Origin of the sequence: Variovorax sp. RA8, from assembly GCF_901827175.1 — a bacterium.
In the GTDB taxonomy this organism is placed as follows: domain Bacteria; phylum Pseudomonadota; class Gammaproteobacteria; order Burkholderiales; family Burkholderiaceae_C; genus Variovorax.
Genome location: NZ_LR594662.1, coordinates 4722770 through 4740195 on the forward strand (window position 1 = coordinate 4722770; position 17426 = coordinate 4740195).

Consider the following 17426-nt stretch of genomic DNA (forward strand, 5'->3'; position numbering starts at 1 on the left):
GACCATGACGGAGCAACGCCACGCGGCATTGGCCATCCATCCGATCGCCGCCGACGAGCAAGGCGAACATCACGAGCTGCTGCGGCGGCGCCAGATCGTGCGCCGCATGCGCATCGCCGTCCTCATCGTCCTGGTGCTGCTGGCCATCGGCGCGGCGCGCACGATGTTCGTGCGCATGGCCAATGCGCGGGCGCTCGAGGCCTCCTCCACCGAGCTCGCGAAGCAGTACGTCAAGACCGTGCTGCCGCAGACGGCCGCGGCCGGCCAGACGCTGGCGCTGCCGGGCACGCTGCAGGGCTTCGTGCAGGCGCCGATCTCGGCGCGTGCCAGCGGCTACCTCAAGCGCTGGACGAAGGACATCGGCAGCCAGGTGCAGAAGGGCGAGCTGCTGGCCGAGATCGAGACCCCGGAGATCGACCAGCAGCTCTCGCAGGCCATTGCCGCGCGGCAGCAGGCCGCATCGAGCCTGGAGCTCGCGAAGAGCACGGTGGCGCGCTGGGAGAACCTGCGCAAGAAGGACGTGGTGTCTCAGCAGGACCTGGACGAGCGGCGCAGCGGCCTCGCGCAGGCCACTGCCAACGTGGCCGCGGCGGATGCCAACGTGCAGCGGCTGCGCCAGACCGAGGGCTTCAAGCGCATCGTCGCGCCCTTTGCCGGCGTGGTCACACGGCGCAACGTCGATGTGGGCGACCTGATCGACGCCGGCGGCAGCCGGCCGCTGTTCCTGCTCGCGCAGACCGATCCGCTGCGCGTGTACATCAACGTGCCGCAGGCCTATGCGCAGCTGGTCAAGGCCGGCCAGCCGGTGGTGGTGACGCAGGCCGAGCTGCGCGGCCAGCGCTTCAAGGGCGAGGTGGCGCGCACCTCCGGCGCCATCGACACGGCCACGCGGATGATGCAGGTCGAAGTCGCACTGCCGAACCGCGAGGGCCTGCTCCTGCCGGGCGCCTACGTGCAGGTCTCGCTGCCGCTCGCGGCAAGCCGCGCGCTCAGCATCCCGGCTAACACGCTGCTGTTCCGCCCCGAGGGCACGCGGGTCGCCACGGTCGATGCCGAGGGGCGCGTGCGCCTGCGCAGCGTCAACCTGGGTCGCAACTACGGCGAGACGGTGGAGGTGCTGGATGGCATCGCCGCGAACGATCGGCTGATCCTCAATCCGGCGGACTCGCTGGCCGAGGGGGATGTCGTGGCGGTGGCCAAGGAACCCGCGTGAGCGTGCGGCTGCGTCCCTGGGCGGTCGTGGCCGGTGCGCTGCTGCTCGCGGCCTGCGCCGCCGGCCCGGACTACCGCGCGCCGCAAGTCGAGGTGCCGGTGAGCTGGCAGCTCGAGGCGCCCTGGCGCGTGGCCGCGCCCAGCGATGCGCTCGACAAGGGGCCCTGGTGGCAGCGCTACGGCGATTCCGAGCTCGATCGCCTGCAGCAGCAGGCGCTGCGCAACAGCCCCACGCTGACACTCGCGGGCGCGCGGCTCGCGCAGGCTCGCGCGGCGTTGGCAGCGGCCGACGCCGCACGCTATCCGCAGCTGGGCCTGGGCGCACGCGCGGCACGGTTGAAGATCTCCGCCAACCGCCCGCTCACGAACTACGGGGCGCAGAACTTCTCGACGGTGCAGAACGACTTCGCGCTCTCGCTCAATGCCAGCTACGAGCTGGACCTCGCGGGCCGCGTGCAGCGCTCGGTCGAGGGCGCGACCGCCTCCGCCGAGCAGTCGGGGGCCGACCTGGAAAACACGCGGCTGCTGCTCACCACCGACCTCGCCTCGGCCTACTTCAACCTGCGCGCGACCGACATCGAGCTCGACGTGCTGTCGCGCTCGATCGCCCTGCAGCGCCGCGCGCTGGAACTGGTGACGGCGCGCCACGACCTCGGCGCCGTCTCGGGGCTGGACGTGGCGCAACAGCAGGCGCTGCTGGACAGCACGCTGGCGCAGGTGGACGTGCTGAGGAAGCAGCGCTTCCAGTACGAGCATGCCCTCGCCACGCTCAGCGGCACGCCGGCACCGAGCTTTGCGCTGGCGCCGGACCTGCGCCCCATCGTGCCGCCGGCCATCCCGCTCGGCGTGCCCTCGGAGGTGCTGGAGCGCCGGCCGGACGTCGCCTCGGCGGAGCGCGCCATGGCAGCGGCCAACGCGCAGATCGGCGTCGCCACCGCTGCCTTCTATCCCAGTGTGGTGCTGGCGCCGATGGCGGGCGTGGACAGCCGCCTGATCGAAAGCCTGTTCGATGCGCCGAGCCTGCTGTGGTCGGTGGGCGTCTCGGCCACGCAAGTGCTGTTCGACGGCGGGCGCGTGCGCGCCAACGTGGACTTTGCGCAGGCCGGGCATGAGGCCACGGTCGCCAACTACCGGCGCGTGGTGCTGACGGCAATGCAGGAGGCGCAGGACGGCATCACCGGCCTGGCCGCGCTGGACCGCGCGGTGACGCAGTCGCTCGCCGCCGTCTCTTCGGCGCGCCGCGTGCTGGACATGGCGACCAGCCGCTACGAGGGCGGTGCTTCGACCTACCTCGACGTGATCAGCGCGCAGCAGTCGCTGCTGACCGCCGAGCGCCAGGCCGCGCAGCTGCAGGGCCAGCGCCTGCTGATCTCGGTATTTCTCGTGAAGGCCCTGGGCGGCGACTGGTGCGGCGTCGCGCCAGGCGGTGCCGACAGCGCGGCCGACGCTAGAACAGGCTGCCCTGCCCCGCTGCGCCGGGTGGCCGGAATGCGCTGAGGTCGAGCGCGATGCGCTCGCGGTTGAAGCCCAGGCGCTGCGCCGCCTTCTCGAAGCGCTGGCGGATCAGCTCGGCCCACAGGCCGCTGCCGACCATGCGCGTGCCGAAGTCGGCGTCGTAGTCCTTGCCGCCGCGCATCTCGTGGATGCGCGCCATGATGCGCGCGGCGCGCTGAGGGTAGTGCAGCTCCAGCCACTGCTTGAACAGCGGCGCGACTTCCCAGGGCAGGCGGATCACCGTGTAGAAGGCGCTGCGCGCGCCGGCCTCCCATGCGGCCTCCAGCACCTTCTCCATGTCCTCGGTGACGAAGGGAATCTGCGGTGCCACGCTCACGCCCACGGGCACCCCGGCCTCGGCCAGCGTGCGCACCGTGCGCAGCCGCCGGTGCGGCGCGGCGGCGCGTGGCTCCAGCTTGCGTGCCAGCTCGCCGTCGAGCGTGGTGATGGTGACGTAGACTGCCGCAAGATGCTGCGCGGCCATCGGCGCTATCAGGTCCAGGTCACGCTCGACGGCACTGGACTTGGTCACCAGGCCGAACGGATGGCGCACCTCCTGGAGCAACTCGATCACCGAGCGGGTGAGACCCAGCTCGCGCTCGATGGGCTGGTAGCAGTCGGTCGCGGTGCCGATCGCCAGGTTTTGGGGCCGGTAACTGCGCCGCCCCAGCTCGGCGCGCAGCACCTCCACGATGTTGCGCTTGGCGATCAGCTTGGTCTCGAAGTCCAGGCCGGGCGAGAGGTTCAGGTAGCTGTGGGTCGGCCGTGCGAAGCAGTAGATGCAGCCGTGCTCGCAGCCGCGGTAGGGATTGATCGAGCGATCGAAGTGGATGTCGGGCGAGTCGTTCTCGCTCAGCACCGACTTCACGTCCTCGAAGCGCACCTCGGTCTGCAGGGGCGGGAGCGGCTCGGCGGAACCTTCCTCGAGCGTGCCCCAGCCGTCGTCGAAGGCGTCGCGCGCGTCGCGCTCGAATCGGTGGGGCAGCCGGGTCGCCGCGCCGCGGCCCTTGATCGCGTGGATGGGAATGAAAGCATCGGGCATGGTCTTTCACCTCGGAAAACTGTATGGATATACAGTATTCCATCAATCGGCCGCGCCTGCACGCGCAGCAGCCATCCAACCCGTCTAGAACTCCGCGTCGAGCTCGTCGATCTCCTCGGGCTCCAGCTTCGCCGCGGCGATCCATTCCTGCATCGCGGGCAGCTCGGCGATCCGCCTGGCATAGGCCGCGCAGGGCTTGTCGAGCGCGACGTCGTAGGTCATGAAGCGCGTGACCACGGGCGCATACATCGCATCGGCCATGCAGGGCTGCCTGCCGAAAAGGAAGGGCCCGTCGTAGCCCTTGAGGCATTCGCGCCAGATCTCGACCACGCGGTCGATGTCGGTCTGCGCACGCGACCAGATCTTGAAGCCCGGGAAGCGGGCCTTGATGTTCATCGGCAGCGCGCCGCGCATCGAAGCGAAGCCCGAGTGCATCTCGCCGCAGATGGCGCGGCAATGGGCGCGGGCCTGGATGTCGGCCGGCAGCAGTCCCGCCTTTGGCTTGATCTCGTGCAGGTACTCGCCGATCGCCAGCGTGTCCCACACCTTCACGCGGCCGTGCTGCAGCGAAGGCACGAGCATCGACGACGAGAGCAGCAGCATCTCGGCCTTCATGGCCGGGTCGTCGGGCGGTATCACCTTCTCGACGAAGTCCAGCCCCGCCAGCTTGCACATCAGCCAGCCGCGCAGTGCCCAGGCACCGTAGTTCCTGCTGCTGATGGTGAGAACGGGTTTGGCGACGGCCATGCGGACTCCTCGTCTGACGGGATGGGCGGCTCGAAGCAGTGCAAGCCCTGTGCCAGAAGAGTGCGCGGTGCGCCGGGGCGCGGCCCTTGGCCCGCAAATTGCCTGCCCTCATGCATGTTGTACCGGGCCTACCAGACCAGCGCCGACCTGCTCTCGCCGTCACGGCTCGCGGCACAGTACGTCGGCAGCTCGCTGTGGCGACAGGACTCGGACCGCAGCGCCATGCGGCGCGTCGCAGCTGCCATGGAGGTCTACTCGCGCCTGCGGCTCACGCACACGCACCCGCCCTATGGCATCCGCAGCGTCATGGTCGGCGACGAAGAGGTCGCGGTGCACGAGGAGGTCGTCCTGAGCGCCCCTTTCGGCACCCTGCTGCGGTTCCGCAAGGACACCCCCCTGGTGCATCCGCCGGTCCTGCTGGCCGCACCACTTTCGGGCCACTTCGCCACCCTGCTGCGCGAAACCGTACGCACCCTTCTGGGCGACCACGACGTCTACCTGACCGATTGGCACAACGCGCGCGACGTGCCGCTGTGGCATGGCGGCTTCGGGCTGGACGACTACACGCTGCAGATCATCGCCTTCCTGGAGGCCATCGGCCCCGGCGTGCACATGGTGGCGGTCTGCCAGCCCTGCGTGGCCGCATTGGCGGCGACCGCGCTGATGGCGGAGGACGACAACCCTGCCTCGCCGCGCAGCCTCAGCCTGATGGCCGGGCCGGTGGACTGCCGCATCAACCCGACGGCCGTCAACAAGCTCGCGAACGAGCGCCCCATCGGCTGGTTCGAGCGCAACCTGATCAGCCGCGTGCCCTGGCCCCATGCAGGCTGCATGCGGCGCGTGTACCCCGGCTTCCTGCAGCTCACCGCCTTCATGAGCATGAACCCGGAGCGCCACAAGCAGCAGTTCCAGAAGCTCTTCGAGCACCTGGTCGAAGGCGAGCTCGACAAGGCCGCCGTGATCCGCGACTTCTACGACGAGTACCTGGCGGTGAACGACCTGCCGGCCGAGTTCTACCTGGAAACGGTGGAGCGCGTCTTCCAGACCTACGACCTGGCGCGCGGCGTGCTCACCGTGGGCGAGCGCAAGGTCGATCCCGCCGCGATCCGCCGCACCGCGCTGCTCACCGTCGAGGGCGAACGCGACGACATCTGCGCCATTGGCCAGACCGTCGCGGCGCAGGAGCTCTGCACCAGCGTGCGGCCCTACCTGAAGGTGCATCACCTGCAGGCCGGCGTCGGCCACTACGGCGTGTTCAGCGGCAGCAAGTGGAACACCCAGATCTACCCGCGCGTGCGCGAGATGATCCATACGGCGGCCGAACTGCACTAGCGCGAAGCCTTCAGCGTGTGCACCAGGCCGAGCGCCGGGCTTTTCCTATGGGCTGGCACTCACTAGACTCGCCCGGATGACGCCTGCACCACTCGACGCCTTCCTGCACGCGATGCCGAAGATGGAGCTGCACTGCCACCTGTTCGGCACCGTGCGCCACGCCACCTTCGCCGCGCTCAATCGCCGTGCCGGGTCGCCGCTGGCCGAACAGGAGGTGGAGGACTTCTACACGCGCGGCGAGAAGCCCGTCGGCGTGCTGCGCGTTCTGCGCGCGCTCGACGCCCAGTTGCTGCGCACGCCGGACGACCTGTACCGGCTGACGCGCGAATACCTCGAAGACGCCGCCGCCCACCATGTGCGCTACAGCGAGTTCTTCTGGAACCCGACGGGCACGGTGCATGTTTCCGGTCTTGCCTACGTGGACGCACAAGCGGCGATCGTGCGGGCCATCCGCGACGCGGAGCGTGACTTCGGCATCACCGGCCGCCTGATCGCGGCGATCGACCGGGAGGCCACGCCCGAAGCCGCCGTCGAGATGGTGGAATGGGTCACGGCGAACCGCCTCGAGGAGGTGATAGGCATCGGCATCGACTACCGCGAGGTCGACCGCCCCCCGGAGCTCTTCCTGCAGGCCTACCGCGACGCACGCCGCGCCGGCCTGAAGACCACCGCCCATGCGGGCGAGTTCGGCATGCCGTGGACCAACGTGCGCACCGCGCTCGACCTGTTGCAGGTGGACCGCATCGACCACGGCTACACGGTGGTCGACCAGCCCGAATTCGCGCGCGAATGCGCGGACCGCGGCGTGCTCTTCACAGTGGTGCCGACCAACTCCTACTACCTGCGCACGCTGCCGCCCGAGCGCTGGGCCATGGACCATCCGATCCGCCGCATGCCCGGCCTGGGCCTGCACATCCATCCCAACACCGACGATCCCACGCTGCACAAGGTCACGCCCACCCAGGCCTGGGCCAGGATGGTGCGGGACTTCGGCTTCGGCCTCGACGACCTGCGCAGCTTCATGCACAACGGGCTCGACGGCGCCTGGATCGACGACGGCACGCGCCGTGCATGGCGCGCGCAGTGGAGCCAGGAGTTCGACGCGCTGCGCGCGCAACTGCCCCCCGACGCCATCTTCTCCGGAAACTGACCATGCCCCAGCCCAAGCCCCTTCTTCTCGCCTCCCTGCTGCTGGCCGCCGCCCTGCCCGGCGCCGCCACCGCGCAGGCCGCCTGGCCCGCCGCCAAGCCCATCACGCTGATCGTGCCCTACTCGGCCGGCGGCAGCGTGGACTTCAACGCCCGCCTGGTCGCCACCAAGCTGGGCGAGCGGCTCAAGCAGTCGGTGGTGATCGAGAACGTGACCGGTGCCGGTGGCGCCATCGGCGTGGCCAAGGCGGTGAACGCGGCGCCCGACGGCTACACGCTGGTAGCGGGCCCCGACAGCGCGATCGCGATCGGCAAGCTGATCAATCCCGCCGCCTTCAAGTTCGACCCGCTGAAGGACCTGGCGCCGGTGGGCATGCTCAACACGGCGCCGATGGTGCTGGTGGCGCGCCCCGGCCTGGGGGTGCAGAGCTATGCCGATTTCGTGAAGCTCGCGAAGGCCGCGCCCGGCAAGTACAACTACGCCACCTCGGGCGTGGGCACGGTGCTTCAACTGGCAATGGAACTGCTCAAGGAGAAGAGCGGCATCTTCGTGACCCACGTGCCCTACCGCGGCGGCGCGCAGATCGCGACCGACGTGATCGGCAACCAGGTTGACCTGGCGATGCTGGTCAGCACCAGTGCGATTCCGCACGTCAACGGCAACCGCCTGAAGGCGCTCGGCGTCACCGGCAGCAAGCGGCTGGACGCGCTGCCCACCGTACCGGCATTCGACGAGATGCCTGGCCTCAAGGGCTATTCGATGGTGAGCTGGACGGGCATCTTTGCACCGGCGGCCACGTCGCCTGCGATCGTGAAGCGCCTCAACGAAGAACTCAACGCCGTGTTGAAGGACCCCGAGGTGCGTGCCAAGCTGCACGAGCAAGGCGCCCTGCCCGGCAGCGGCACGGCCGAGGAACTCGGCAAGTTCGTGCAAGCGGAGTACGCGCGCAACCAGAAGATCGTGCAGGCCGCGAACATCAAGGAGTGAGATCCACGCCGAGGTCGCGGAAGCTGATCACGTCCATCGGCATGTGCTTGTCCATCACCGGCATGTAAATCTCGCCAAATCTCTTCGAGCGAGGTCATCTCGAAGTCAGCTGCGTAGCATCCTTTCGCCCCCGCCGGATGCGGTTTGCCAACCTGACTTTCGACCTTCATGATTTCATTGCTGCGCTCCGTCACACTCGTCATCGCGTGCCTGGCTACCGGCTGCGCGAGCTTGCCGCCACCCGGTCCCCGCGTCTCCGAGCAGGCAATTCCCGCCTCGCCCCAGACAACACTCGGGCGCATCGCGCTGTCATTGAAAGCCGGGCCCGCCGGCCGGTCCGCCGTGCGACCCTTGCCGCAGGCGAGTTTCGCGCTCGATGCGCGGCTGGAGCTCATCCGCCGAGCGCAGGCCTCGCTGGACGTGCAGACCTACCATCTGGGCAACGACAAGACCGGCCTCCTGATCCTGCGCGAGCTGCGTGACGCAGCCCGGCGCGGCGTGAGAGTTCGGTTGCTGCTCGACGACTTCCATACAGTGGGCCTCGATCGCCCTCTGCTTGCATTGGCCGCGGAAGCCGGCGCCGAGGTACGCCTGTTCAATCCGTTTGCAGGTGGCCGCGAGCACACGGCCACGCGCTGGCTCTCCTTCTTCAGCGACTTCAGCCGCCTCAACCATCGCATGCACAACAAGCTCCTTGTCGCGGATGGCGCCATTGCGATCGCAGGCGGCCGCAACTTGGCTGACGAATATTTCATGCGCAGCAACGGGGCCAACTTCCTCGACTTCGAACTTCTGATGGCCGGCCCCGTCGTACCCCAGTCCGCGCGCATCTTCGACGAATACTGGAACAGCGATGTGGTGTATCCATTGGCGCATGTGGCGCGCACGCATGACACCGCCGACACGCTGAAAGGCGAATTCGAGCTCGCCAGTTCCGAGGCACATGCACCCCGGCCCGACAGGCCACCCGAACTCGACGCCTTCGGCGAGCCGCCGCTAGGCCAGGAACTCGCACGCGGAGAGCTCCGATGGATGCGAGCCGAGGCCGACGCCTTTGCAGACAGCCCGAACAAGGCCCTCGGCAGTCGCCCCGCGGGCATGGTGACCCTTGCGCAACGCTGGTACGCGACCATGGAAGCCGCCAAGTCGCAGCTGATCGTGATTTCGCCGTACTTCATCCCCGGCGACAAAGGGATGGAACGCATCCGCGCCGCTCGAGCGCGCGGGTTGCACATCACCGTCATCACCAACTCCCTGGCTGACACCGACGAGCCGCTGGTCAACGTGAACTACAACACTTATCGAGTCGCGCTGCTCCAGGCAGGTGTCGAACTGCTCGAGGTGAGCTCGCGCCAGATGAAGCGCAATGGGGTCATGCGTCGCGCGCTGCGCGACGCGCAAGGCCGGCTGCACGGCAAGCTGGCCTTGATCGATCGCGAATGGGTTCTGCTCGGCTCCATGAACCTCGACCCGCGCTCGGCACTGCTCAATACCGAATTCGGCGTGCGGGTACGCAGCTTCGAACTCACGCAAGCCCTGCACTATGCCTATCTGCTGGACAACGTCGAAGGCGTGTACCGCGTCAAGCTCGGGCCCGATGGCCAAGGCGTTCAGTGGGTGGGCACCGGCGACGAATCCAACGAAGTGCTGGACGACGAACCCGACTCCAGCATGCTGACGCGCCTTCAACTGCTGATGTTCTCGTGGTTCGTCCCGAGCGACCAGCTCTGAACCGCTCGGAAGCAAAAAAGCGCGGCGCCCGGCGCGCCCAAGCACTCAGGAAGACTCGTCCTCCGCCGGCCAGTCGCGGATGTAGGCCTTGAGCATCTTGTTCTCGAAGTTCTGGCTGTCCACCACCGCCTTGGCCACGTCGTAGAAGCTGATCACGCCCATCAGCATGCGCTTGTCCATGACCGGCATGTAGCGCGCGTGGCGCTCGAGCATGATGCGGCGGATCTCGTCGAGGTCGGTTTCCAGCGTGCAGGTGACGGGGTGGTCGTCCATCGCCTTGCGCACCAGGGTGCCGCCGACCTGCCCGCCGTTGCCGACGATGGCGACAATCACTTCGCGGAAGGTGAGCATGCCCACGAGCTCGCCATGCTCCATGACGACGAGCGAGCCGATGTCCTTCTCGGCCATGGTATTGACGGCGTCGGCCAGGGGTTCTTCAGGCGTGATGGTGTAGAGCGTGTTGCCCTTCACACGCAGGATGTCGCTGACTTTCATCGTGTTGCTCCTCACTTGGCTCGGCGCTGCTGCCGAAATTGAATATAGCCCACAATGGCCGCCCGTCCCCGGCCCCTGGCGCCATCGCACTCATTGCGCGCGTAACGGGGCATTGCAGAAACGACCTTGCTTCGAAAGGCCCCCATGCCCGGCTATTCCGATCCCGGCTTCGACACGCTCGCGCTGCACGCCGGTGCCGCGCCCGACCCCGCCACCGGCGCGCGCGCCGTGCCGATCCACCTCAGCACCTCCTTCGTCTTCGAATCGAGCGACCACGCGGCCGCGCTTTTCAACCTGGAGCGCGCGGGCCATGTGTACTCGCGCATCAGCAACCCGACCAACGCAGTGTTCGAGCAGCGCGTAGCCGCGCTGGAAGGCGGCATCGGCGCGATCGCCACCGCCAGCGGGCAGGCCGCGCTGCACCTGTCGATCGCCACGCTGATGGGCGCGGGCGCGCACATCGTCGCCAGCACGGCGCTCTACGGCGGCTCGCAGAATCTCCTGCACTACACGCTGCGGCGCTTCGGCATCGCGACCACCTTCGTCAAGCCCGGCGACCTCGACGGCTGGCGTGCCGCGATCCGGCCCGAGACGCGGCTGCTCTTCGGCGAGACCGTGGGCAACCCCGGCCTCGACGTGCTCGACATCCCGGCCGTCAGCGACATCGCGCATGCGGCCGGCGTGCCGCTGCTGGTGGACTCCACCCTGACCTCGCCCTACCTGATCAAGCCTTTCGACTGGGGCGCCGACCTGGTCTACCACTCCGCCACCAAGTTCCTCTCGGGCCATGGCACGGTGATCGGCGGCGTGGTGGTCGACGGCGGCAGCTTCGACTGGGAGCGCTCGGGCAAGTTCGCCGAGCTGACCCAGGCCTACGAGGGCTTCCACAACATGGTGTTCAGCGAGGAGAGCACGGTGGGTGCCTTCCTCCTGCGCGCGCGGCGCGAGGGGCTGCGCGACTTCGGCGCCTCGATGAGCCCGCACACCGCCTGGCTGATCCTGCAGGGCATCGAGACCCTGCCGCTGCGCATGGAGCGCCACATCGACAACACGCAGAAGGTGGTGGAGTTCCTGGTCTCCCATCCTTTCGTGGCGCATGTGGGCCATCCGCTGCTCGAATCGCACCCCAGCCATGCGCTGGCCGGCAAGCTGCTGCGCCACGGCGCCAAGGGTGCGGGCGCGGTCTTCAGCTTCGACCTCAAGGGCAACCGGCAGCAGGGCAAGGTCTTCATCGAGACGCTGAAGCTGTTCAGCCACCTGGCCAACGTGGGCGACTGCCGCAGCCTGGTGATCCACCCCGCGAGCACCACGCACTTCCGCATGACGGACGATGCGCTCGCCGCAGCGGGCATCTCGCAGGGCACCATCCGGCTTTCGATCGGGCTGGAGGATCCGGCCGACCTGATCGACGACCTCAAGCGCGCACTGAAGGCAGCAGAGAAGGCGGCAGAAAAGGCAGGCGCATGATGGAATTTTTGGTCAACGGCCACAAGACCTACTGCTACACCGGCGGCAAGCCCTTCGATGCCGCGAAGCCGACGGTGGTGTTCATCCACGGCGTGCTCAACGACCACAGCGTGTGGATCCTGCAAAGCCGCTGGTTCGCCCATCATGGCTGGAACGTGCTGGCGCCCGACCTGCCGGGGCATTGCAGGAGCGCGGGCCCGCCGCCCGCGAGCGTGGAAGAGGCGGCGCAATCCGTGATTGCGCTGCTCGACGCCGCGGGCATCGAGAAGGCCGCCCTCATCGGCCACAGCTTCGGCTCGCTGATCGCGCTGGAGGTCGCGGCACGCGCGCCGCTGCGCGTGTCGCATCTGGCGCTGGTCGGCACCGCCTATCCGATGAAGGTCTCGCCGGCGCTGCTCGACGGTGCGCTGAACGACCCGCTGCGCGCCATCGACATGGTCAACAGTTTCTCGCACTCGATGCTGGCGCCGCCGCCCTCCACGCTGGGCCCGGGCACCTGGCTCTACGGCGGCTCGCGCGCGCTGATGCGCCGCGTGCTGGCGAGCAACCGCGAGGCGAATGTGTTCCACATCGGCTTCAAGGCCTGCAACGACTACGCGGGCGGCGACGCCGCGATGGCCGCGGTGCAGTGCCCCGTCCTGTTCGTGCTCGGCAAGTCCGACCAGATGACGCCGCCCCGTGCCACGCAGGCGCTGATCGGCAAGGCCAGCGGCGCGCGCGTGGTCCACGTCGCCGCCGGCCATCAGCTGATGAGCGAGGCGCCGGACGAGGTGCTGTTCGCGCTGCGGGACTTCCTCAGCGCAGCGCGTTGATGTCCGGCATCTCCACCAGCGGCGCCCGCGCGCCGCGCTTGGCGGCAACCAGCATGGCGCGGCCGAGCTGCTCGCTGGTCGTCACGCGGTTCGGTGCCAGCCGGCGCACCAGGCCGAACAGGGGGCCGAGCAGCAGGTAGATCCACCGGTAGACCGCCGTCCTGGAGCGCACCCCGTGCAGCGGCTGGATGAAGCCGGGGCGGAACATGTAGGCGGCCTTGAAGGGCAGGCGCATCAACGCGTTCTCGGTCTCGCCCTTGACGCGCGCCCACATGCGCGGGCCGCGCTCGCTGCTGTCGGTGCCGGCGCCGGAGACGTAGATGAAGCTCATCTGCGGATTGAGGCGCACCAGCAGCCGGGCCGCCGCCAGCGTGATGTCGCAGGTGACGCGCCGGTAGTCTTCCTCGCTCATGCCGACCGAGGAGACGCCGAGGCAGAAGAAGCAGGCGTCGTAGCCCGCGAGCTGCTTCTGGACCGCGCTGTAGTCCATCAGGTCGGGCACGACCAGCTCGTGCAGCTTCGGATGCTGCACGCCCGTAGCGCGCCGCCCGACACTGAGCACCCGGCGCACGTCCGGGTCGAGCAGGCATTCGCGCAGCACGCCCTGCCCCACCATGCCGGTCGCGCCGAAGAGCAGGACGTTCATGGCTGGGCGCGGATGGGTCGGGGTGCTAGGCGACTTCGAAGGTGCCGGGCTCGCGCGCCAGCGCACCGAGCAGGGCCTCGACCTCGGGACTCGCGGCCTGTGCCGGCTGCAGGGCGCCGAGCATGCGCGCCAGCGTCCCGGCATGCGGCAGCATAGGCCCGAGGAAGCGGGTGCCGGACGCGCCGGCCACCAGCAGGGTGGGAAAGGTCTCGACGTCGAAGTCGTCGGCCAGCTCGGCATGGTCCTCGATGTCGACCCAGGCGAAGCGGAACTGCGGATGGGCGCGTGCCACCTGCTCGAACAGCGGCCGGTACTCGCGGCAGGCGCCGCACCATTCGGCGCAGAGGCAGACCACCCACAGGGTCTCGCCGGCGGCTCGCAGGGTCTCGGGGGTGGCGGAATCGTTCAAGGTCGAATGAATGAGGTGGAACGGACCGCCGCCATTATCGGCAAGGCAGCACATCCTGCAGCAGCAGCGTGCGCAAGGGGCCGCGCTGCCACAGGTTATCCAGGGGCGGCGACCGCGGCACCAGCAGTTGCACGAGCAGCGGCTCGAGCGAGGTGCGACCGGGGTCGGCCAACAGCACGTAGCGCGGATCCTCGTCGTCCGGCTCCTCGGCCAGCGGCCCGATCCAGTCGAGCGCGACGAGCGTCTCCAGCACCGGCGCCAGCTGCAGCGCATCGACCCGCATCCGCGCCACCAGCTCGGCCGCGCCCAGCCCCTTGGCGGGCGTGGCCTTCGCCAGCGCCAGCTGCTGCAGCGCCTCCACCGCCAGCTGCAGGGGCCAGCCGGGCATGCCGCCGCGCCGCGCCACGCCGCTCAGCAGGCTGGGCAGGTAGGCCGCGATCACCGCGCCCAGCAGCACGATGACCCAGGCGACATAGATCCACACCAGCAGTATCGGCACCGTCGCGAAGGCGCCGTAGAGCACCGAGTAGGTCGGCACCAGGCTCAGGTAGTAGGCGAGCACCCGCTTGGCGATCTCGATGGCGGCCGCCACGAAGAAGCCGCCGGCCCACGCATGGGCCCACTTGACGTGCGTGTTGGGCACGTAGTGGTAGAGCGAGGCCATGCCGCCCGCCAGCAGCACGAACTCGAAGGTGTCGAACGCCAGCTTGAGCATGCCGCGGACGCCGACCCACTCGCGCGAGACCGAGAAGACGTAGGCCGTGGTGCTCAGGCTCAGCGCCAGCACCAGCGGCCCGAGCGTGATGGCGGCCCAGTAGACCAGCACCCGCTGCGCGAAAGGCCGCGGCGTGCGCACGCGCCAGATGTTGTTGAGCGTCTTGTCGATGGTGAGGATCAGCGCGATGGCGGTGACCAGCAGCACCAGCAGGCCCGCGACGCCCAGCCCGCTGGCCTTGCTCGCGAACTGGTTGAGATAGCCCAGCACCTGGCGTGCGATGTTGTCCGGGATCAGGCTCTCGATCAGCCAGCGCTGCACCCGCCCCTGCATGGTCGCGAACATCGGGAACACCGTGAACAGCGCCAGCGCCAGGGTGAAGAAGGGCACCAACGCGATGGTGGTGGTGAAGGTGAGGCTGCTGGCGGTCAGGCCCAGCCGGTCCTTGCGGAAGCGCTCGCCCAGCACCGCGGCCGTGTTGCCCCAGGGAAAGTGCGAAAGATCCCTCCAGAGTTCCCGGCGATTCATGGCGGCTATCATGCCATCGGGTCCCGCGCCAGCCCGGCGCCGGCCGCCCCCGTTGCCCGTTCCCTGCCCGCCGTGACTCCTCCCGCCATCCCCTCCTCCGTCTCCGCCACGCGCTGGCTCGCCGTCGGCAGCCTGGTCGGGCTGATCGTGCTCGGGCTGGCCTGGGAGCTGTGGCTGGCGCCGCTGCGACCGGGCGGCTCCTGGCTCGCGCTCAAGGTGCTGCCGCTGGTCATCCCGCTCGCCGGCCTGCTGAAGAACCGGATGTACACCTACCGCTGGGTCAGCCTGCTGGTCTGGCTTTACTTCACCGAGGGCGTGGTGCGCGCCTGGAGCGACCTCGACGGCACCGGCCGCCTGCTGGCGCTGGGCGAGGTCGTGCTGTGCCTCGCGCTGTTCGCGGCCTGTGCCTGGCATGTGCGCCTGCGGCTGCGTCATGCGCGGGCTGCCCGCGAACTGGAAGGAGTTGCGCCATGAGTGCAGTGCTGATCGACAAGCTGCGCGCCGTGGTCGGCGCCGCCAACGTGCTGACGGAGGGCGACCTCGGCGCCTGGGAGCAGGACTGGCGCAAGCGCTCCCGCGGCAAGGCGCTGGCCGTGGTGCGGCCGGGCAGCACCCAGCAGGTGGCCGAGGTGGTGAAGGCATGCGCCGCCGCCGGCCGGGCGATCGTGCCGCAGGGCGGCAACACCGGCCTCGCGGTCGGCTCGATTCCGGACGAGAGCGGCACCCAGGTCGTGCTGAGCCTGCAGCGCATGAACGCCATCCGCGGCATCGACGCCGCCAACCTCGCGATGACGGTGGAGGCCGGCTGCGTGCTGCAGACCCTGCAGGAGACGGCCGCCAAGGCCGGCTTCCTGTTCCCGCTGAGCCTGGCGGCCGAGGGCAGTTGCACCATCGGCGGCAACCTCGCGACCAATGCCGGCGGCACGCAGGTGCTGCGCTACGGCAATGCGCGCGATCTGTGCCTGGGGCTCGAAGTGGTGACGGCGCAGGGCGGCATCTGGGAAGGCACCAGCGGCCTGCGCAAGGACAACACCGGCTACGACCTGCGCGACCTGATGATCGGCAGCGAGGGCACGCTGGGCATCATCACCGCCGCCACCCTGAAGCTGTATCCGCTCCCGGCCGCGCGGCTCACCGCCTGGGCCGCCGTGCCCACGCTCGAGCACGCAGTCGAGCTACTGGGCCTGGCCCACAAGCGCCTGGGCGCAGGCCTCACGGGCTTCGAGGTGATGGGCCGCTTCGCGCTCAGCCTCGTGGCAAAGCATTTCCCCGCCCTGCGCGTGCCCTTCCTCGAGGACGATGGCGTGCCCTACTGCGTGCTGCTCGAGAATTCGGACAACGAGTCGGAAGACCATGCCCGCGCCCGCTTCGAGGCCCTGCTCGAAACCGCCTTCGAGGCCGGCTGCGTCAGCGACGCGGTTGTCGCCGAAAACCTGACGCAGGCGCACCAGCTCTGGCACGTGCGCGAGAGCATCCCGCTGGCGCAGGCCGAGGAAGGGCTCAACATCAAGCACGACATCTCGATTCCAGTCTCGCGCATCCCGGCCTTCGTGGAGCAGACCGACGCATTGCTCGAATACGAGCTGCCCGGCGTGCGGCTGGTGAACTTCGGCCACCTCGGCGACGGCAACCTGCACTACAACGTGCAGGCGCCGGTCGGCGCCCACAACGCCAACTTCCTGCGCGACCACGAGGCGCGCATCAACACGCTGGTCTACGAGGCCGTCCGCCAGTTCGAGGGCTCCTTCTCGGCCGAGCACGGCGTCGGCTCGCTCAAGGTCGAGACGCTGGAGAAGCACAAGTCGCCGGTGGCGCTGGAGATGATGCGCGCCATCAAGCGGGCGCTCGACCCGCAGAACACGCTAAACCCAGGGCGGGTGATCCGGATCTGAAGCGAGGCAAAATTCCCCTGACATGACCCTCCGCCCCACCCGCTCCCAATACGAAGACTTCATGCGCCACGTCGACACCCACGGCGTGCACAAGAGCGACCGCACCGGCACCGGCACCAAGAGCGTGTTCGGCTACCAGATGCGCTTCGACCTGGCCGAAGGCTTCCCGCTGGTCACCACCAAGAAGGTGCACCTCAAGTCCATCATCCAGGAACTGCTGTGGTTCCTGACCGGCTCCGGCAACAACAACTGGCTCAAGGAGCGCGGCGTCACCATCTGGGACGAGTGGGCGCGCGAGGACGGCGACCTCGGCCCGGTCTACGGCGTGCAGTGGCGCAGCTGGCCGACGCCCGACGGCGGCCACATCGACCAGATCCAGCAGGTCATCGACACCCTCAGGACCAACCCGGACTCGCGCCGCATCATCGTCAGCGCCTGGAACGTGGCCGAGTTGTCGAAGATGGCGCTGATGCCCTGCCACGCCTTCTTCCAGTTCTACGTGGCCCCGCCGCAGGCGCCGGGCGAGCGCGGCAAGCTGAGCTGCCAGCTCTACCAGCGCAGCGCCGACATCTTCCTGTTTCCCGGCCAAAATAGTTTTGTTCAATCCATCCTGCCGAAAGCGGAGGTTTTTTATGCTGGTCGCCTGATTAAATTCCATCTATTCTTTTGTTCACTTGTTCAATCTTTGAGGTGGACAAAATGGCGCATCTTGCAGATTGGTTCTTGCTCGAGACCGGGTTGCGCACCTCGGAAGCGCTTCGCATCTGG

Annotated in this window: 16 protein-coding genes and 1 pseudogene; 11 read left to right on the forward strand and 6 right to left on the reverse strand. The window is 68.6% G+C overall.

The annotated features are described in order from the left end of the window. Positions 1–4 precede the first annotated feature (4 nt). Both E5P3_RS22200 and E5P3_RS22205 read left to right on the forward strand, forming a co-directional pair. A complete protein-coding gene (locus tag E5P3_RS22200) occupies positions 5–1213 on the forward strand; it encodes an efflux RND transporter periplasmic adaptor subunit (RefSeq protein ID WP_162587934.1) in 1209 nt (402 codons plus the stop codon). Next, positions 1210–2709 (forward strand): efflux transporter outer membrane subunit, encoded by a 1500-nt coding sequence (locus E5P3_RS22205; RefSeq protein ID WP_232073266.1) that lies wholly within the window; start codon positions 1210–1212, stop codon positions 2707–2709. The genes E5P3_RS22200 and E5P3_RS22205 overlap by 4 nt, the downstream gene beginning before the upstream one ends. On the opposite strand, the gene E5P3_RS22210 is transcribed toward E5P3_RS22205, so the two are convergent. Further along, positions 2660–3748: a PA0069 family radical SAM protein gene (locus tag E5P3_RS22210; protein ID WP_162587935.1), complete on the reverse strand. Its 1089-nt coding sequence runs from the start codon at positions 3746–3748 to the stop codon at positions 2660–2662. The two genes, E5P3_RS22205 and E5P3_RS22210, sit on opposite strands and share 50 nt — an antisense overlap. 84 nt (positions 3749–3832) lie before the next feature. After that, positions 3833–4495, reverse strand: a complete 663-nt coding sequence (locus tag E5P3_RS22215) for a glutathione S-transferase (RefSeq protein ID WP_162587936.1) — start codon at positions 4493–4495, stop codon at positions 3833–3835. 114 nt (positions 4496–4609) lie between these two features. On the opposite strand from E5P3_RS22215, the gene E5P3_RS22220 reads away from it, so the two are divergent. The 4 genes from E5P3_RS22220 to E5P3_RS22235 all read left to right on the forward strand — a co-directional run bounded on the left by E5P3_RS22220 (position 4610) and on the right by E5P3_RS22235 (position 9694). Continuing rightward, positions 4610–5827: a polyhydroxyalkanoate depolymerase gene (locus E5P3_RS22220; RefSeq protein WP_162587937.1), complete on the forward strand. Its 1218-nt coding sequence runs from the start codon at positions 4610–4612 to the stop codon at positions 5825–5827. A 76-nt stretch (positions 5828–5903) separates the two neighbouring features. Next, positions 5904–6977 (forward strand): adenosine deaminase, encoded by a 1074-nt coding sequence (gene add, locus E5P3_RS22225; protein ID WP_162587938.1) that lies wholly within the window; start codon positions 5904–5906, stop codon positions 6975–6977. 2 nt (positions 6978–6979) lie between these two features. After that, positions 6980–7963: a Bug family tripartite tricarboxylate transporter substrate binding protein gene (locus E5P3_RS22230; protein WP_162587939.1), complete on the forward strand. Its 984-nt coding sequence runs from the start codon at positions 6980–6982 to the stop codon at positions 7961–7963. Between the two features lie 168 nt (positions 7964–8131). Beyond that, positions 8132–9694: a phospholipase D family protein gene (locus E5P3_RS22235; protein WP_162587940.1), complete on the forward strand. Its 1563-nt coding sequence runs from the start codon at positions 8132–8134 to the stop codon at positions 9692–9694. A gap of 45 nt (positions 9695–9739) precedes the next feature. On the opposite strand, the gene E5P3_RS22240 is transcribed toward E5P3_RS22235, so the two are convergent. Continuing rightward, positions 9740–10189: a CBS domain-containing protein gene (locus E5P3_RS22240; protein WP_162587941.1), complete on the reverse strand. Its 450-nt coding sequence runs from the start codon at positions 10187–10189 to the stop codon at positions 9740–9742. 144 nt (positions 10190–10333) lie between these two features. On the opposite strand from E5P3_RS22240, the gene E5P3_RS22245 reads away from it, so the two are divergent. Together E5P3_RS22245 and E5P3_RS22250 are read left to right on the forward strand one after the other, a co-directional pair. After that, positions 10334–11656, forward strand: a complete 1323-nt coding sequence (locus E5P3_RS22245) for an O-acetylhomoserine aminocarboxypropyltransferase (RefSeq protein ID WP_162587942.1) — start codon at positions 10334–10336, stop codon at positions 11654–11656. Then, positions 11656–12468, forward strand: coding sequence for an alpha/beta fold hydrolase (locus E5P3_RS22250; RefSeq protein ID WP_162589799.1), 813 nt, complete (start codon positions 11656–11658; stop codon positions 12466–12468). The genes E5P3_RS22245 and E5P3_RS22250 overlap by 1 nt, the downstream gene beginning before the upstream one ends. Here the strand turns inward: E5P3_RS22250 and E5P3_RS22255 are convergent. The 3 genes from E5P3_RS22255 to E5P3_RS22265 are packed head-to-tail and all read right to left on the reverse strand — an operon-like array spanning position 12452 to position 14778. Further along, positions 12452–13114: an NAD(P)H-binding protein gene (locus E5P3_RS22255; RefSeq protein WP_162587943.1), complete on the reverse strand. Its 663-nt coding sequence runs from the start codon at positions 13112–13114 to the stop codon at positions 12452–12454. The genes E5P3_RS22250 and E5P3_RS22255 overlap by 17 nt on opposite strands. Before the next feature lie 25 nt (positions 13115–13139). Beyond that, entirely contained in the window at positions 13140–13523 is a 384-nt protein-coding gene (locus E5P3_RS22260) for a thioredoxin family protein (protein ID WP_232073267.1), read from the reverse strand. 34 nt (positions 13524–13557) lie between these two features. Beyond that, on the reverse strand, positions 13558–14778 hold the full coding sequence (locus E5P3_RS22265) for a YihY family inner membrane protein (RefSeq protein WP_162587945.1): 1221 nt from the start codon (positions 14776–14778) through the stop codon (positions 13558–13560). 51 nt (positions 14779–14829) lie between these two features. Between E5P3_RS22265 and E5P3_RS22270 the strand changes: the two genes are divergently transcribed. From E5P3_RS22270 to thyA, 3 genes and pseudogenes are all read left to right on the forward strand, one after another. Further along, positions 14830–15240: a DUF2069 domain-containing protein gene (locus E5P3_RS22270; RefSeq protein WP_162589800.1), complete on the forward strand. Its 411-nt coding sequence runs from the start codon at positions 14830–14832 to the stop codon at positions 15238–15240. Continuing rightward, positions 15237–16658, forward strand: a complete 1422-nt coding sequence (locus tag E5P3_RS22275) for an FAD-binding oxidoreductase (RefSeq protein ID WP_162587946.1) — start codon at positions 15237–15239, stop codon at positions 16656–16658. The genes E5P3_RS22270 and E5P3_RS22275 overlap by 4 nt, the downstream gene beginning before the upstream one ends. Positions 16659–16680: 22 nt before the next feature. Then, positions 16681–17235 (forward strand): annotated as a pseudogene (thyA, locus tag E5P3_RS36340) (thymidylate synthase); the annotation flags it as partial. Positions 17236–17426: the final 191 nt, after the last annotated feature.

Excerpts from the sequence above, each read along its gene's own strand:
- E5P3_RS22200 (WP_162587934.1), top strand. The coding sequence starts at position 5 with ATGACGGAGCAACGCCACGCGGCATTGGCCATCCATCCGATCGCCGCC.
- E5P3_RS22210 (WP_162587935.1), bottom strand. The coding sequence starts at position 3,748 with ATGCCCGATGCTTTCATTCCCATCCACGCGATCAAGGGCCGCGGCGCG.
- E5P3_RS22215 (WP_162587936.1), bottom strand. The coding sequence starts at position 4,495 with ATGGCCGTCGCCAAACCCGTTCTCACCATCAGCAGCAGGAACTACGGT.
- E5P3_RS22220 (WP_162587937.1), top strand. The coding sequence starts at position 4,610 with ATGTTGTACCGGGCCTACCAGACCAGCGCCGACCTGCTCTCGCCGTCA.
- add (WP_162587938.1), top strand. The coding sequence starts at position 5,904 with ATGACGCCTGCACCACTCGACGCCTTCCTGCACGCGATGCCGAAGATG.
- E5P3_RS22230 (WP_162587939.1), top strand. The coding sequence starts at position 6,980 with ATGCCCCAGCCCAAGCCCCTTCTTCTCGCCTCCCTGCTGCTGGCCGCC.
- E5P3_RS22235 (WP_162587940.1), top strand. The coding sequence starts at position 8,132 with ATGATTTCATTGCTGCGCTCCGTCACACTCGTCATCGCGTGCCTGGCT.
- E5P3_RS22240 (WP_162587941.1), bottom strand. The coding sequence starts at position 10,189 with ATGAAAGTCAGCGACATCCTGCGTGTGAAGGGCAACACGCTCTACACC.
- E5P3_RS22245 (WP_162587942.1), top strand. The coding sequence starts at position 10,334 with ATGCCCGGCTATTCCGATCCCGGCTTCGACACGCTCGCGCTGCACGCC.
- E5P3_RS22250 (WP_162589799.1), top strand. The coding sequence starts at position 11,656 with ATGGAATTTTTGGTCAACGGCCACAAGACCTACTGCTACACCGGCGGC.
- E5P3_RS22255 (WP_162587943.1), bottom strand. The coding sequence starts at position 13,114 with ATGAACGTCCTGCTCTTCGGCGCGACCGGCATGGTGGGGCAGGGCGTG.
- E5P3_RS22265 (WP_162587945.1), bottom strand. The coding sequence starts at position 14,778 with ATGATAGCCGCCATGAATCGCCGGGAACTCTGGAGGGATCTTTCGCAC.
- E5P3_RS22275 (WP_162587946.1), top strand. The coding sequence starts at position 15,237 with ATGAGTGCAGTGCTGATCGACAAGCTGCGCGCCGTGGTCGGCGCCGCC.